We start from the raw sequence: 14,539 nt of genomic DNA on the forward strand, positions 1-14,539 counted from the left end.
TGGCCCGCAGTGCATTGCGCAGAGCGGAGGGAGCGCGGACAATCCGGTTCATGACGAGCACGCCACAGCACAACAGCCCTCGCCCGCCCTCACGGTTCACCGGACCGCACGCCGTGCTAATGGCCCTGCGCGACTTCGGCTCCCTGCTCGTTCAGCGCTTCTTCGCAACCCGTTGCGCCCATGTGGCAGGCAGCCTGACTTACACCACTCTGCTGGCCCTGGTGCCACTGATCACACTTTCACTTGTGCTGTTCAGCAACTTCCCTGCCTTCTCCGAACTCGGTGCGGCACTGAGCACCTTCCTGCAGAACAACGTGTTGCCGGAAGCGGCCAGCCAGATCGGCGAATACGCAGTGCAATTCTCCGAGCGTGCGACCAACCTCACGCTCATCGGCACGATCATGCTGATCGTGACCGTACTCCTGCTGCTCAGCACCATCGACGAGGCATTCAACGAAATCTGGGGGGTACGGCATCCGCGCCCAATCGTCACCCGCATCGCGGTCTATTGGGTCGCGCTCACGCTAGGGCCGATCGCACTCGCAGGCAGTGTCTTCGCCACCGGCCAGATCGTCGCCACCTCGATCGCGCTGATTGGCGACGACACCCACACGCGCACCCTCGCCACCAATCTGGTGCCGTTGGGTCTGCTCGGCACACTGCTGACTTTCCTGTATTTCGCGGTGCCCAACCACCCGGTGCGCCTTCTTCACGCCATGGCGGGCGGTTTCTCTGCGGCCTTCGCGTTTCTCATGATGCAACGCCTGTTTGGCCTCTTCATCACCCTGTCACCAACCTACACCCTGGTCTACGGTGCCTTCGCGGCGGTGCCGATTTTCCTCCTCTGGCTTTACGCTTCCTGGGTGCTCGTACTGCTGGGCGCAATCTTCGCCGCGACCTTTCCGGAGTTCTTCGAGCGCAAGACGGTGATAAGGCCTTTCCCAGGCGACCAGGCCTGGGCCGCGACCAACATGCTCACACTCCTGGCCCGCGGACTGAACGAGGGTCACAGCGTGTCATTCGATGCGCTCCACGAAGCCGCGGGACTGTCGAGCGATCAGGCCGAGGCCCTGCTCGGCCAGATGCAGGACGAATCGTGGATCATTCATTGTGAAGACGAAACCTGGGCCCTGTGCCGTCACCCTGACAGAATCCGTCTCAGTCACATCGTCGAACGCTTCGCGCTCGCGCCGGAACGATGGACCAGGCTCTCCGCTTCGCAGGCCGCAACAAACCTGGCCGCGAAGCGGATCAGAACCGCGCTCGACGACGCCGACATCAGCCTGAGCGAACTCGCGTCCAGAACACCGACGACCAGACCCGCCTGATTCCGCCGGCGACCGGAATCAGATCGGGTAGGGATCGATCTCGTACTGATACAACTCAATATTGGCAGTCTGCATGTCGAGACTCTGCACGCGCCCCTGAGCAACATAGAGTTGCCCGGTTTCGCGCACCATCACGAAGCGTCTGGACGCGTACGTGCCCGCCGGACTCATGATCGCGTTGTTGCGCCTGCCCTCGCGCGGGGGCAGCAAAAGCGCGGGCGTGGTCGACCGTTCACTCGCTCCACGAAATGCCACCGACACTGGCACGCAGCTCTCGGAAACGACCTGCAGACCGAGTTCGACCTCCTCGGGCTTCTCGCTTCGCACCCAGCGCACGACACAAATCGACCACGGCTCGCCGATACCGCGCCTCAACGCCAGGGCCATGCCGGCGCTGATGACGCCATGCACCCCGCCAACGCTGATGATCGCGTAGCCTCCCGGGCTCTCGTTGTACACCATCCACTCGCTGACTTCGTCTCCCGGGCGTCCGCGCTTGTGCATCCGCCAGATCTCACGCAAGCCTTTGCAGACCTGAACCGTGTAGAGCTTTCTCCGTCGCGGCTGATCCCGGGTTTGCGGCGTCGCCCAGCGCTCGTGCATGCGGTGCAGCAAAGACAGCGCTTCGACCGGGGTGAGACCAAGCGGCAACCCGGACGAGTCCGACTCGAGGAGTTCTCCATCGCGCTCGATGCCGACCACTTCCGCTTCGGCAATGCGGGCCTCGAGCCACTCGATCTGTTCCTGCACCCGCTTGGCGAGCGCCAGCGCGCTGAAAAACAGCACTCGTCCGGTACCCAATGGAGGGCGACGTACCTGTGCAACAGGCGGGTTGTCCTCACGGGCATTGAGCCAGAACACCGACGACTCGGGCTGGAGCGGACGCCACGACAGTTCGGTGGCGCCAGCGACGACGTCGAGGTAATCATGAACCCAGGCCAGCTCACGTGCCGTCAGGCTCTCCGGCTGCAGCACCGCTGTTGCCAGCATGCGCTTGTAAGCCCCAAGCAAAGCGCCTACCGAAGGCGACAGTGCCTGGCCGGGTGCGAGCGCTTCAATCAGTCGATCGTGTCGCAGGAGAAGGCGATTGGCTGTTTTCCACAGTGGATGAGGTGGTTCCACGCCACCCATGCAGGAGAGAAGAAACGCCTCGCCGACAAGACGCATCTGCCACGCTGCCGCCTCGACGACAGCATCCTCATCGAGCGCTTCCCGCTCCTCGTCGACGTCAAACCGCAGCCCGACCTCATGCAGGCTGCGCACTATGTCGAGTACGCCGGCATGCACTTCGCGCGCCAGTGGCAGCGTGGCCGCCAATAGTCGAGGTTTGAAACGATCGGATATGTCGAGCAATCGTGCAGCCAGACCGCCGATGCAACTGCTGCGCTCAGCCATGGGCGTATCGAGTTCGAGCAGAGCCTTGAGCTGCGCCTGCCAAGCTGCAAGGTCATCCAGACACTCGGCCGCCGGTTCCGCGGCAAGCCAATCGCGAATGCGCTGTATTTGTGGCCTGGAGTGCGAATCGTCTCTCATGAGTCCTGCGCAGCCATTGTTGTTCGTAGATAAACCGGAGCTCGACCGCCATTCTATTCACTTTGTCGGATACATGGCGAGCTCAGTCACTACTCGCCTTGCGACTCTGGACAACTCGGTACCTCTTTGTGAAACCAGCCGTTGCCTAAAGTTCGAACTTCTTCTAAAATGTGCGGCTTTTCCCAGTCACCTTCAGGACACCCAGAACATGGTCGTCATTCGCCTTGCCCGTGGTGGCGCCAAGAAGCGCCCTTTCTACAGCATCGTCGCAGCCGACAAGCGTAACCGTCGCGACGGGCGCTTCATCGAGCGCGTCGGGTTCTACAATCCGTTTGGTTCGGGCGCCGAGCAGGGTCTCGTCATCAACGCCGAGCGCCTCCAGTACTGGACGCAAAACGGTGCCCAGGTGTCGCCTACCGTCGCCCGCCTGATCAAGCAGGCCGGCAAAGCCGCCGCCTGACGCAACAACCATCGCCGACATGATGGTCTTGGGGCGGGTTTCCGCCCCTTTCGGCATCAAGGGCTGGCTGAAGATCCAGCCCTTTGGCGACGATCCGCTGAGTTGGGCCGAGATGCCCGAATGGTGGATCTCGCCCGACGCCGACGCACCCCCGGAGCAGTGGCGGGCGACCCGCCAGCTGGCTTGCCAGCAACACGGGCCCGGCCTCATCGTTCAACTGGAAGTTTCCCCCGATCGCAACTCGGCCGAAGCCTTGAAGGGCTGGTTCGTCGGCGCGCCACGCGAGGCAATGCCTGCTCCCGCGGATGATGAATACTTCTGGGGCGACCTCATCGGAATGCAGGTAGTCAATCTCGCTGGTGAATCACTCGGCAAGGTCGACAGCCTTCTAAGCACCGGCGCGCATGACGTGCTGCGCATCATCGACGACGAATCCGAGCGACTGATTCCGTTCGTGGCCAACTACGTCATCGAAGTCGATGCCAAAGACGGCTACATTCGGGTCGATTGGCAGAAAGACTGGTGACCAACGGACGCCCATGGGGCATCCAGTGCAGCTGCCGCACACGTTGCATGTCACGACCCGAGTCTCGGCGAACACCATGAATCGCAGACGCTACGATGTCGTCACCCTGTTCCCCGAGATGTTCGCGGCGCTCACGGGCAGCGGCATCACACGGCGTGCGCAAGAGCGCGAGTTGTACCAAATCGCGTTTCACAATCCGCGCGACTACACCAGCAACCCGCATCGCAACGTCGACGATCGCCCCTATGGTGGCGGCCCGGGGATGGTGATGATGGCAGAGCCGCTCGAGCTCGCGATCACCCAGGCGCGATCGGAGCAACTGCAAACTCTCGGCACCTCCGGCCCAGTCATTTATCTATCACCCCAGGGACGACCACTCGATCACGAACGCGTCAAATCCCTGAGTGCGGAACCGTCTCTGACCCTGCTCTGCGGACGTTACGAAGGGGTGGACCAGCGCGTGCTCGACCGCTGCGTCGACGAGGAGATTTCACTCGGCGACTTCGTATTGTCCGGCGGCGAGCTGCCAGCGATGGTCCTTCTGGACGCAATCATCCGCCTCCTGCCCGGAGCCCTGAACGATGCGAGTTCGGCCGAGCAGGATTCTTTTGCCGACGGCTTGCTGGATTGCCCCCACTACACCCGCCCCGAGGTCTATCACGGCCTGGCGGTGCCAGAGGTGCTCTTGTCCGGCAATCACGCGGAGATTCGTCGCTGGCGACTCGCGCAGTCGCTGAAACTCACCCGCGAACGCCGCCCGGAGTTGCTGGACGCCCGCGAGCTCAGCAAGGAAGAGCAGTTAATGCTTGCCAAACTCGACGCTTCAAAGGAAAATGCTTGATTTTTCGCGGCCCGAGAAATCGGGAAGTGGAAAGAAGCGGTTGCCGTAAGACTATCTTGCGTGCAGCCGATAACAAACGGCGCCCAACAGGTCAAACCTGCTCTGCGCGCCAGGCCAAAGGCCATTGAAACCATTCGGAGCACATGATGAATCTGATTCAACAACTCGAGCAGGAAGAAATCGCCCGCCTGACTGAAGGCAAATCGATCCCGGCATTCGCCCCTGGCGACACCGTCGTGGTTCAGGTGAAGGTCAAGGAAGGCAACCGCGAGCGTCTGCAGGCCTACGAAGGTGTCGTCATTGCCAAGCGCAATCGCGGCCTGAACTCCTCCTTCATCGTCCGCAAGATTTCTGCCGGCGAAGGCGTCGAGCGTACTTTCCAGACCTACTCGCCGCTGATCGGCTCGATCGAAGTCAAGCGCCGTGGCGATGTGCGCCGCGCCAAGCTCTATTATCTCCGCGACCGCTCCGGCAAGTCCGCGCGCATCAAGGAAAAGCTCAACTACAAGGCGCCCAAGTCGGCGTAAGGTGTTGGCACCGCCTGCGGGCGGTACGCTTTACCTGGAGAACAAAACGGGCCACGCGGCCCGTTTTTGCTTTTCAGCGCTACCGCTGCATCAGCGGCGCTCGACGACAAAAAGCATGGTCGCAGCTGCCGCCAGAAACAGCAGGCTGGGGGTCAGGGCCGCAAACGCCGGCATCCAGCCGTGGATCACGCCGAGGTTCGAGAACAATCCGTTCAGCAGGTGGAAGGTCACCCCGAGCATGACGCCGACGAACACCTTGACGCTCACCGCACTGGCGCGACCATGGCCCATCGCGAACGGCACCGCAAGCGCCATCATGACCAGCACCGCAAGCGGGTAGACGATCTTCTTCCACAGCGCAATCTCGAATCGGTCGGCATTCTGCCGGTTCTCGCGAAGGTGGTTGATGTAGGCAAACAGCGTGGCCACGGACATGCGCTCCGGCGCCACCATCAGCACGCTCAACACCTCCGGCGACAACTCCGACCGCCAGTCGATACGCTCGAGCGTGGCAACTTCCGTGCGTTCGTCCGAGAAACGCGTCTGCACGACATCGGTAAAGCGCCAGGTCTTGGTCTCGGCATCATAGCGCCCCACTGCCGCCTCGCTCAGCGACAGCAGGACCTGGTCGCGATCGAACTCAAATACCCTCACGCCCTCCATCGTGCGATCAGGCTGTAGCGTCCGCACATTCACCACCCGGGCGCCGTCCTTGACCCACAGACCGGTACGCAGCTGTTGTGAGACCGTTGAGCCGGTTGCGGTCAGGCGCCACTGCTGCGCGGTTCGTTCGGCCGGCGGCGCAATGTACTCACCGAAGACGAAGGTCAGCGCAACGAAGACCATGCCCACCAGACCGAGGGAACGCAGCAGGTGCGCGGTGGACATCCCCGATGCCCGCATGACGGTGATCTCCGAGTTCTTGGCGAGCGCGGTGCTCGCATACAAACTCGCGGTCAAGACCACGATCGGCATCAGCTCGTAGACCCGTCCCGGCAGCAACAACAGCACATCGACCAGCGCATGGTGCGCCTCATAACCGTCCTGACCGATCGAGTCGAGCTCGTTGACGAAGTCGAAGAACGCAAACAGCCCCAGAAACGCCACCATCACCAGCGCGGTGGCGGCTGCTATCTCACGCGCGATATACGCTGCAAGGACCCGGCTCACGCGCGCGCCCTCCAGAATGGCGATACCGCCAGACGTCGGTAGAACATCAGCGCAAGCACGCAGACGACGATCAGGTGCGGCAACACCACGGCGAGCCCGAACTGCACGCGCCCCTGCGTCACCCACGCCTCGCTGACGCTGATGATGTTGCTATACACAAGAAAGGCGAGAATGGCGAAGATGAGGTTTGTGCTTCTGCCGGCACGTGGATTGACGAAGGACAGCGGTATCGCGAGCACGGCAAGCAGTAACGCAGCGACCGGAAGTCCGATGCGCCCGGCCAGTTCGCCCAGGTTCCGCTTGCTCGGTTGCGCAAGCAAGTCACGAGTCGGCGTCGCCTTGGCACGGACCGTGGGACTGACCGCTTCGCGCTCTTCGATGAGTACCTCGTAGCGCTCGAACTCCACAACGCGGAATCCGGCGGTTCCCGGCACTCCGTCATAGCGGCGCCCATGCTCCAGAATCACGAAGCGGTCTCCTCGGTCATCGACGATCACCGAGCCGGTCGCCGAGGCGATCAGCGTGAGGCGCCCCGCCTCCTCGGAGCTGACGAACACGTTGCGCAGCCGCCCGTCTTCGGCCGCGCCGGTTTCGACAAAGAACACCCTCGTACCGCCGGCGGATTCACGAAAGATGCCGGGTGCCACGCGGGTGGTATCGTCCCGCTGCTCGAGTGCCGAGCGATAGGCTTCGCTTTGCATGTTCGCCCAGGGCGTCACCATCAGCGTGAGAACGCCGATGACAACGACCACCGGAATCGCGAACTGGAGCACCGGACGAATGAAGGCGGTCAGCGGCAAGCCTGCCGCGAACCACACAACCATTTCGGAATCGCGGTAGCTCCGGGACAAGGGCAGCAGCACCGCTATGAAAAGCGTCAGTGCCAGCACGATCGGAAGCTGAGCCAGCGCACCAAAACCAATCAGCGCAACCACCGCATCCGGCGGCACCCGCCCGCCTGCTGCCTGACCGAGCAGACGGATGAGCACCATCGTCACGAGAATGGCGAAAAGTGCGACGAACACGCCCGCAGCCGCATGGCGAAACTCGCGTCGTATTGCGCGGCGAAAAATCATTGCGTGGGTAGCCAGCCGGACAAGAGGTAGAACAGCGCTTTTTGACTGTGCCGGGACCGAAGGGCCATAATCGACGCTCGTCCCGCGCTGGACATCGTTCAAGGAGTAGCCGTGGAATTTACCATAAAGACCGCACGCCCGGAGAAGCTCAAGACCGGAACCCTCGCCATACTCACCTTCGCCGACGGCGACCTCGTGGGGGCAGCGGCCGCGCTGGACAGCGCCAGTGACGGTCGCCTGGTGCGGCTCATCGCGCGCGGAGATCTCGAGGCGCGTGCAGGCGCGACCCTGGTGATCCCGGAGTTGCCGGGTGCCGCTGCCCAGCGCGTGCTGGTCGCGAGTCTCGGCAAGCGCGAGGAGTTCAAGGAGAAGTCCTGGCGCGATGCAATCGTGGCCGTTGCAAAAGCACTGGCAAGCGGCCCCGCCGGCGAGGCGGCGGTATGTGTTGACGAAATCGAGTTGGGTGGTCGCGACCTTGAATGGATGCTTCAGCAAGCGACAAGAGCCATCGCGGACGGCAGCTATCGCTTCGACACGACCAAGTCGGCAAAGAATGGGGGATCGAAGAAGGGCGCTTCCAAGCTCACCCTGGTGACCGCACAGAAAGCCTCCGAGGGAATGAAACGGGCTGTCGAGCACGGCAGCGCGGTCGCCCAAGGCATGGCGCTCGCACGCGAACTGGGCAACCTGCCCGGGAATATCTGCACGCCGAGCCACCTTGCCGAAACCGCGGTCGGTCTCGGCAAGCAGTTCAAGTTCAAGGTCGAGGTGCTCGAGCGCAAGGATATGGAAAAGCTCGGCATGGGCTCGCTGCTATCGGTCGCCAAAGGCTCGGAACAGCCGCCCAAGTTCATCGTCATGCACTACAAAGGCGGGAAGGCCCGCAAGGCACCGATCGTTCTGGTCGGCAAGGGCATCACCTTCGACACCGGCGGCATATCGCTCAAGCCTGCTGCCGAGATGGACGAGATGAAGTTCGACATGTGCGGCGCGGCTGGCGTGCTCGGCACCTTCAAGGCACTCGCCACGATGCAGCTCCCGCTCAACGTCGTGGGCATCATCCCGGCCACCGAGAACATGCCGGGCGGACGGGCGAGCAAGCCGGGCGACGTGGTGACCTCCATGAGCGGCCAGACCATCGAGGTGCTCAACACCGACGCCGAAGGCCGGCTCATCCTGTGCGACGCGCTGACCTATGCCGAGCGCTTCAAGCCGGAGTGCGTGATCGACCTGGCCACCCTCACCGGAGCCTGCGTCGTCGCCCTTGGCAAGATCCCGAGCGGACTGCTCGCCAACGACGACGCGCTCGCGCAGGAGCTGCTCGCCTGCGGTCAACGCTCCGGCGACCGCGCCTGGCAACTGCCGCTGTGGGACGAATACCAGGAGCTGTTGAAGAGCAATTTTGCCGACATGGCCAACATCGGCGGTCGCTACGGCGGCACCATCACCGCGGCGTGCTTCCTGTCCCGTTTCGCCAAGACCTACAAGTGGGCCCACCTCGACATTGCCGGCACCGCCTGGTTGTCCGGTGAGGCGAAGGGCGCGACCGGTCGCCCGGTGCCGTTGCTGAGCGAGTTCCTGATTCAGCGCGCGGCATCATAAGAAGGCCGTCACCATGACGAGCGTCCAGTTCTACCACAACGCGGCCAACCCGCTGGCGCTCGCCTGTGAACTGGTCGCTCGCGCCTACGCGAGCGGCCGCCGCATCGCGGTCAGGACGGCCGACGCGGCAAGTGCGAAGCACCTTGACGACGCGCTGTGGACCTTCCAGCCCGGCGGCTTCATCCCGCATGTGCAACTCGGCACGCCACTCAGCCGCGAGACACCTGTCGTCGTCGCACACGCTCAAACCGCCAGCGACTGGCCACACCACGACCTGCTCTTCAATCTCGCGAACGACGCCCCGGCTGACTTCTGCGAGTTCCGCACGGTGGTCGAGATCGTTGGCCAGGGCGATGACGACCGATTCGCGGCCCGTGCCCGCTGGATGCATTACAAGTCGCAAGGAGCTGAGATGAAGGCCTTCGATGCCGTTCTCAGGGAACGAATATGAGCAACCAAAAGTACCCTGATTTCGGCAGCCATCCCGATGCGGACCTGGCAGAGGCCGACGCACTGCTGATGAAAGCCGACGCGTTGCTGCGACGTCATCGCTTCGGGGGAACGGAGCCGTCGCCTGCAACCATCGACGACGATCTTCCCATCCTCACCGAGATCGTCGAAGACCTCCCTCCCGTACCGACCCCGAGCGCGGTAACGGCTCACGCCGATCTGGCCGAGCAACTCGTCGAACTCGACACCGAGCTCAACCGTGAGATCGAGGCCTGGTTCGCGAACGAACTGCCTGAATTGCTCGCCGTCGAGCTCGAGATCCTGTCGAGGCAGCTCCGCGAGAAGGCGTTGGCCCATCTGCGTGCGACGCTGTTGCCGATGCTCTCGGCGCGAATCGCACGTCGTCTGGATGACGCCGCGAGCGCGCATCTGGAAACACCCGAAGCGCCTGACGACAAGTAGTCGCCCGAAGCCCGGAGGCCCACAGGACCGCAGTCAGAACTCAGACTGAGGCCATCGACTCCGCGTGTGCGCGCACCAGCGTGGCCCAGTCCTCACTCTTCAGCACGTGCTGACGACGAGCCAACTGCTCTAGGTCATGGTCGGCGGCAAGACGTCGTGTCAGGCGCGGACGCATTTTCTCCAGATCGATCAGCGCTGCCTGAGGACGCTCTCCGTCCCAGCGCACCATGATGTGTTTGCCGTAGAGCGAGCTGTGCTGCAGGCGTGCGCCATGGAGGCGTCCCAGTATCCGACCGACCTCGCTGGCGAGCGCAGCCCTGTGGGTCGGATCGAGATCATGCTGGTCGTCCAGTGCCCTGAACCCGACGAGTTCTTCAGTGACGAGCACCGCTTCGACACCTTCGGGCGTGCGTCTGACATCGTGAAAAACCGGCGCAGGCGCGGGCACCCCCAGCTCTCGCAGGCGGTGGAGGTACGACCACTCCCGGCTCGCGGTCGGCCAGCCGAGAGGATGACGCCAGGTGCGGCACATGTGGTTGCGCTGTCGCTTGACGTACAGGATGCGCTCACCGTCAGGCACCCGCATCATGCCACTCCAGCCATTGCGGCGCTCGTTGGGAGGCTCCACCCACTCACCCGGGGCAGACCACCAGTAGGCGAAATCGCCCTTCGTCATATCCGTCCTCACTCTCGTCGGTGCCGAATCTTACCCCGAAACAATCAGCGGTCGGAGCACGAGTCGGCTCCCCTCATCCGCTATAATTCGGGGTTTGCCTCAATCGCCTCAGAGCACACAATGGAACTTGCCAAAAGCTTCGAACCCGCCGAGATCGAGTCCCGCTGGTACCCCGACTGGGAGAACCGCGGCTACTTCGACGCCGGCCTCGACAAGTCGCGCTCCGACGCCTTCTGCATTCTGCTGCCGCCGCCCAATGTCACCGGGACGCTGCACATGGGGCACGGCTTCAACCAGACCATCATGGATGCGCTCACCCGCTACCATCGCATGCGCGGTTTCAACACGCTCTGGCAACCGGGCACCGACCACGCGGGTATCGCGACGCAGATCGTCGTCGAGCGCCAGCTCGACGCCAAGGGCGTTTCACGCCATGACCTCGGTCGCGAGAAGTTCCTCGAGAAAGTGTGGGAGTGGAAGGCCTACTCCGGCGGCACGATCACCAGCCAGATGCGTCGCATGGGCACCTCGCCGGACTGGAAGCGCGAACGCTTCACGATGGACGAGGGCCTGTCCAGCACCGTCACCGAAACCTTCGTGCGGCTTTACGATGAAGGCCTGATCTATCGCGGCAAGCGACTGGTGAACTGGGATCCGAAGCTCGGCACCGCCGTCTCCGACCTCGAAGTCGTCTCCGAAGAAGAAGACGGCTTTCTCTGGCACATCACCTATCCCTTCAGCGAAGGCCCGATCGACGGCCTGAAGGGTCTCACCGTGGCCACCACCCGGCCTGAAACCATGCTCGGCGACGTCGCGGTGATGGTTCATCCCGAAGACGAGCGCTACGCCCACCTGATCGGCAAGACCGTGCGCCTGCCCCTGTGCAACCGCGACATCCCGATCATCGCTGACGACTACGTCGATCGCGAATTCGGCACCGGCTGCGTCAAGGTCACTCCGGCTCACGACTTCAACGACTACGCGGTCGGCCTGCGCCACGGTCTGGACATGATCGTGATTCTCAAGCTCGACGGCAGCGTTCCGGCCCAGGCCGAGCGTTTCGGCACCGACGGTCATTCGCGCGGCACGGTGAGCATGCCGGAAAATCTTGCAGGCCTGGACCGCTTCACGGCCCGTGAAGCGGTGGTCGCCATGCTCGAAGCCGAGGGCGCACTGGACAGCGTCAAGCCGCACAAACTGATGGTGCCGCGCGGCGACCGTACCAATGTCGTCATCGAGCCGATGCTCACCGACCAGTGGTTCGTCGCCATGAGCAAGTCTGGCGCCGACGGCAAGAGCATCACCGAGAAGGCGCTGGAGTGCGTCGCCTCGGGCGAGATTCGTTTCTATCCCGAGAACTGGGTCAACACCTACAACCAGTGGCTGAACAACATCCAGGACTGGTGCATCTCGCGTCAGCTGTGGTGGGGCCACCGGATTCCGGCCTGGTACGACGCACTGGAGAACGTCTACGTCGCCACCTCCGAGGACGACGCGCAAAGCCAGTTCGCGCGACGCATCTCGGAGATGGAAGACAACGCCCATCATGCCGAGCAGCAGGGCCGCAGCGACGAAGCCGGCAACATCCGCATGCTGGTGGCCGACCTCAAGAGCAAGGGCTTGCGTCGCGACGAGGACGTGCTCGACACCTGGTACTCGTCCGCCCTGTGGCCGTTCTCGACACTGGACTGGACCCCGGAATGGCCGGCGAAGTCCAACGACGCGCTGGATCTATACCTGCCCTCCTCGGTGCTGGTCACCGGCTTCGACATCATCTTCTTCTGGGTCGCGCGCATGGTCATGATGACCAAGCAGATCACCGGCAAGATCCCGTTCAGGCATGTGTATGTGCATGGGCTGATCCGTGATGCCGAAGGCCAGAAGATGTCGAAGTCCAAGGGTAACGTGCTCGACCCCATCGACCTCATCGACGGCATCGCGCTCGACAAGCTCATCGAGAAACGCACCTTCGGTCTGATGAACCCCAAGGACGCGCAGAAGATCGAGAAGAAGACCCGCAAGGAGTTCCCGGACGGCATTCCGGCCTTCGGCACCGACGCCCTGCGCTTCACCTTCTCGTCGCTCGCCACGCCGGGACGCGACATCAAGTTCGACCTTCAGCGCTGCGAAGGCTACCGCAACTTCTGCAACAAGCTTTGGAACGCAACCCGCTACGTGCTCATGAACACCGAGGGCCAGGACTGCGGCTTCGGGAAAGAGGATGCACCCGCCTGTTGCTCACCGGATTACCTCGACTTTTCCTTCGCCGACCGCTGGATCGTGTCCCGGTTGCAGCGCTGCGAGGCCGAGGTCGCCCGGCAGTTCGAGGACTACCGCTTCGACCTTGTCTCCAAGGCAATCTACGAGTTCGTGTGGGACGAATACTGCGACTGGTATCTGGAACTGGCCAAGGTACAGCTGCAGAACGGCAACGAGGCGCAGCAGCGTGCCACCCGCCGCACCTTGCTGCGAGTACTCGAGGCGGTCCTGCGACTCGCCCACCCGCTGATTCCGTTCATCACTGAAGAACTGTGGCAGACGGTGGCACCCATGGCCGGGCGCAAGCGCACCGAGTCGATCATGCTCGCCCCCTACCCGGTGGCTGAGCCCGGCAAGATCGACCCAGCGTCCGAGAGCCGCATCGCAGCGCTCAAGGCGATGGTGCACAGCTGCCGCAACCTGCGCAGCGAGATGAACATCCCGCCGTCACAGCGCATGCCATTGGTGATTGCGGGCGCCCAGGACAATCTCTCGGCGTTCGTTCCTTACCTGATCGGCCTTGCCCGCCTGTCCGAGGTTGAGATCGTCGACGCGATCTCAGAGGACGAGCTTGCGCCGGTATCCGTCGTCGGCGAATGCAAGCTCATGCTGCGAGTCGAGATCGACGTCGCAGCCGAGCGCGAACGCCTTGGCAAGGAGATCACCCGCCTCGAGAATGAGATCCGCAAGGCCGAAGGCAAGCTCGCCAACGCCAGCTTCGTCGACCGTGCACCGCCCGAGGTCGTGCAGCAGGAACGCGACCGTCTCGCAGCATTCACCGCCACCGCGCAGGGGCTCAAGCCTCAGCTGGAAAGGCTCGCAAAACACTGAGCGGGCACAGCCAGCAAAAAGGCCACCCTAATCGGGTGGCCTTTTTGCTGGGCTGATCGTGCTCGCAATGCGTCTGGTCGACCCCTCACTTACGCTTCAGTAAGAACTCGAACGCCTTGTCCGCCGTCTCGCCCTGTTGCATCAGTTCGTTGCCAGTCTGACGCGCGAATGCCTGGAAATCCTTCACCGAGCCTGGATCAGTCGCCAGAACCCTAAGGGTCTGCCCAGTCTCCATTTCAGCCAGTGCCTTCTTCGCACGCAGGATAGGCAGCGGGCAGTTCAGACCGCGGGCATCGACTTCCTTGTCAGCATTCATTTCTTGCTTGTCCTGTCTGTTGGTGATTGCCGCCATTTTAGCGTGAACGTCACGTTCGCAATGCAGTGCGCTCACACCCCCCATATGCAACTGCCCTTTCCATCCCGTGCGAATCGTCACACTGGGCACGATTCAATGCAAGCGGATGACGCAGGGCACGTCTCGCCTCTGGTAGTCTGCACCACGATGCTTAGGTTCGACTTCTAGCATCGACATATCCACTGCAGCACATGAATGGCGGGTGTCCAGGCGAGCCACTTGAGGGCCAGGTTCATGAACGAAAGATGTGGGGAGTGTATCGAGCGGAGACAGCTCAATCTGATTCAGCGAGTAGGCCGTGTCGGCTACTGGGAGTTCGACCCAGCCTGCGACGATGTCGTCCTGCCAGCGGTATCCCGCGAGTTGCTGCGCGCACTTGGTCTCAGGCCGCTGGACCGCGACGCCTCGCCGTGGAGCGTACTGGTCGAGGGAGAATTCCGGCG

Annotated in this window: 15 protein-coding genes; 10 read left to right on the plus strand and 5 right to left on the minus strand. The window is 62.8% G+C overall.

The window, feature by feature from the left end; genetic code table 11:
• Positions 1 to 119: 119 nt before the first annotated feature.
• Complete coding sequence (locus GPA21_RS07740; RefSeq protein WP_168987645.1) at positions 120 to 1,328, plus strand: YihY family inner membrane protein; 1,209 nt, start codon at positions 120 to 122, stop codon at positions 1,326 to 1,328.
• A gap of 18 nt (positions 1,329 to 1,346) precedes the next feature.
• Here GPA21_RS07740 and GPA21_RS07745 read toward each other — a convergent pair whose 3' ends face one another.
• The gene (locus GPA21_RS07745; protein WP_168987629.1) at positions 1,347 to 2,861 is read right to left on the minus strand and encodes a hypothetical protein; all 1,515 of its coding nucleotides are present in this window, start codon (positions 2,859 to 2,861) and stop codon (positions 1,347 to 1,349) included.
• Between the two features lie 208 nt (positions 2,862 to 3,069).
• Between GPA21_RS07745 and rpsP the strand changes: the two genes are divergently transcribed.
• From rpsP to rplS, 4 genes are all read left to right on the plus strand, one after another.
• Positions 3,070 to 3,321, plus strand: coding sequence for a 30S ribosomal protein S16 (gene rpsP / locus GPA21_RS07750; RefSeq protein WP_168987630.1), 252 nt, complete (start codon positions 3,070 to 3,072; stop codon positions 3,319 to 3,321).
• Positions 3,322 to 3,340: 19 nt separating this feature from the next.
• Positions 3,341 to 3,847: a ribosome maturation factor RimM gene (gene rimM, locus GPA21_RS07755; protein ID WP_168987631.1), complete on the plus strand. Its 507-nt coding sequence runs from the start codon at positions 3,341 to 3,343 to the stop codon at positions 3,845 to 3,847.
• 76 nt (positions 3,848 to 3,923) lie between these two features.
• The gene (trmD, locus tag GPA21_RS07760; protein WP_168987632.1) at positions 3,924 to 4,688 is read left to right on the plus strand and encodes a tRNA (guanosine(37)-N1)-methyltransferase TrmD; all 765 of its coding nucleotides are present in this window, start codon (positions 3,924 to 3,926) and stop codon (positions 4,686 to 4,688) included.
• A 146-nt stretch (positions 4,689 to 4,834) separates the two neighbouring features.
• Positions 4,835 to 5,215: a 50S ribosomal protein L19 gene (rplS, locus tag GPA21_RS07765; protein ID WP_168987646.1), complete on the plus strand. Its 381-nt coding sequence runs from the start codon at positions 4,835 to 4,837 to the stop codon at positions 5,213 to 5,215.
• A gap of 90 nt (positions 5,216 to 5,305) precedes the next feature.
• Here rplS and lptG read toward each other — a convergent pair whose 3' ends face one another.
• Positions 5,306 to 6,385, minus strand: a complete 1,080-nt coding sequence (lptG, locus tag GPA21_RS07770; protein WP_168987633.1) for an LPS export ABC transporter permease LptG — start codon at positions 6,383 to 6,385, stop codon at positions 5,306 to 5,308.
• Entirely contained in the window at positions 6,382 to 7,461 is a 1,080-nt protein-coding gene (lptF, locus tag GPA21_RS07775; protein WP_168987634.1) for an LPS export ABC transporter permease LptF, read from the minus strand. Before lptF ends, lptG begins: the two co-directional genes overlap by 4 nt.
• Positions 7,462 to 7,572: 111 nt before the next feature.
• Between lptF and GPA21_RS07780 the strand changes: the two genes are divergently transcribed.
• The 3 genes from GPA21_RS07780 to GPA21_RS07790 are packed head-to-tail and all read left to right on the plus strand — an operon-like array spanning position 7,573 to position 9,975.
• A complete protein-coding gene (locus tag GPA21_RS07780) occupies positions 7,573 to 9,063 on the plus strand; it encodes a leucyl aminopeptidase (RefSeq protein ID WP_168987635.1) in 1,491 nt (496 codons plus the stop codon).
• A gap of 13 nt (positions 9,064 to 9,076) precedes the next feature.
• On the plus strand, positions 9,077 to 9,514 hold the full coding sequence (locus GPA21_RS07785) for a DNA polymerase III subunit chi (protein WP_168987636.1): 438 nt from the start codon (positions 9,077 to 9,079) through the stop codon (positions 9,512 to 9,514).
• A complete protein-coding gene (locus GPA21_RS07790) occupies positions 9,511 to 9,975 on the plus strand; it encodes a hypothetical protein (protein WP_168987637.1) in 465 nt (154 codons plus the stop codon). The genes GPA21_RS07785 and GPA21_RS07790 overlap by 4 nt, the downstream gene beginning before the upstream one ends.
• Positions 9,976 to 10,015: 40 nt before the next feature.
• On the opposite strand, the gene GPA21_RS07795 is transcribed toward GPA21_RS07790, so the two are convergent.
• Positions 10,016 to 10,651 carry a lipopolysaccharide kinase InaA family protein gene (locus GPA21_RS07795; protein ID WP_168987638.1) on the minus strand — a complete coding sequence of 212 codons (636 nt, stop codon included), beginning with the start codon at positions 10,649 to 10,651 and terminating at the stop codon, positions 10,016 to 10,018.
• Positions 10,652 to 10,771: 120 nt separating this feature from the next.
• On the opposite strand from GPA21_RS07795, the gene GPA21_RS07800 reads away from it, so the two are divergent.
• Entirely contained in the window at positions 10,772 to 13,741 is a 2,970-nt protein-coding gene (locus GPA21_RS07800; RefSeq protein ID WP_168987639.1) for a valine--tRNA ligase, read from the plus strand.
• A gap of 85 nt (positions 13,742 to 13,826) precedes the next feature.
• Here GPA21_RS07800 and GPA21_RS07805 read toward each other — a convergent pair whose 3' ends face one another.
• Positions 13,827 to 14,057: a sulfurtransferase TusA family protein gene (locus tag GPA21_RS07805; protein WP_168987647.1), complete on the minus strand. Its 231-nt coding sequence runs from the start codon at positions 14,055 to 14,057 to the stop codon at positions 13,827 to 13,829.
• Between the two features lie 273 nt (positions 14,058 to 14,330).
• On the opposite strand from GPA21_RS07805, the gene GPA21_RS07810 reads away from it, so the two are divergent.
• A partial coding sequence (locus GPA21_RS07810; protein ID WP_168987640.1) for a hypothetical protein occupies positions 14,331 to 14,539 on the plus strand: 209 nt, incomplete at its 3' end.

The sequence above is a fragment of the Azoarcus taiwanensis genome (assembly GCF_012910885.1).
GTDB lineage: Bacteria > Pseudomonadota > Gammaproteobacteria > Burkholderiales > Rhodocyclaceae > Azoarcus_F > Azoarcus_F taiwanensis.

Coding starts and splice junctions, on each gene's coding strand:
- rplS (WP_168987646.1), top strand. CDS start 4,835: ATGAATCTGATTCAACAACTCGAGCAGGAAGAAATCGCCCGCCTGACT.
- GPA21_RS07745 (WP_168987629.1), bottom strand. CDS start 2,861: ATGAGAGACGATTCGCACTCCAGGCCACAAATACAGCGCATTCGCGAT.
- trmD (WP_168987632.1), top strand. CDS start 3,924: ATGAATCGCAGACGCTACGATGTCGTCACCCTGTTCCCCGAGATGTTC.
- GPA21_RS07800 (WP_168987639.1), top strand. CDS start 10,772: ATGGAACTTGCCAAAAGCTTCGAACCCGCCGAGATCGAGTCCCGCTGG.
- GPA21_RS07790 (WP_168987637.1), top strand. CDS start 9,511: ATGAGCAACCAAAAGTACCCTGATTTCGGCAGCCATCCCGATGCGGAC.
- rpsP (WP_168987630.1), top strand. CDS start 3,070: ATGGTCGTCATTCGCCTTGCCCGTGGTGGCGCCAAGAAGCGCCCTTTC.
- GPA21_RS07740 (WP_168987645.1), top strand. CDS start 120: ATGGCCCTGCGCGACTTCGGCTCCCTGCTCGTTCAGCGCTTCTTCGCA.
- GPA21_RS07785 (WP_168987636.1), top strand. CDS start 9,077: ATGACGAGCGTCCAGTTCTACCACAACGCGGCCAACCCGCTGGCGCTC.
- lptF (WP_168987634.1), bottom strand. CDS start 7,461: ATGATTTTTCGCCGCGCAATACGACGCGAGTTTCGCCATGCGGCTGCG.
- GPA21_RS07805 (WP_168987647.1), bottom strand. CDS start 14,057: ATGAATGCTGACAAGGAAGTCGATGCCCGCGGTCTGAACTGCCCGCTG.
- GPA21_RS07795 (WP_168987638.1), bottom strand. CDS start 10,651: ATGACGAAGGGCGATTTCGCCTACTGGTGGTCTGCCCCGGGTGAGTGG.
- rimM (WP_168987631.1), top strand. CDS start 3,341: ATGATGGTCTTGGGGCGGGTTTCCGCCCCTTTCGGCATCAAGGGCTGG.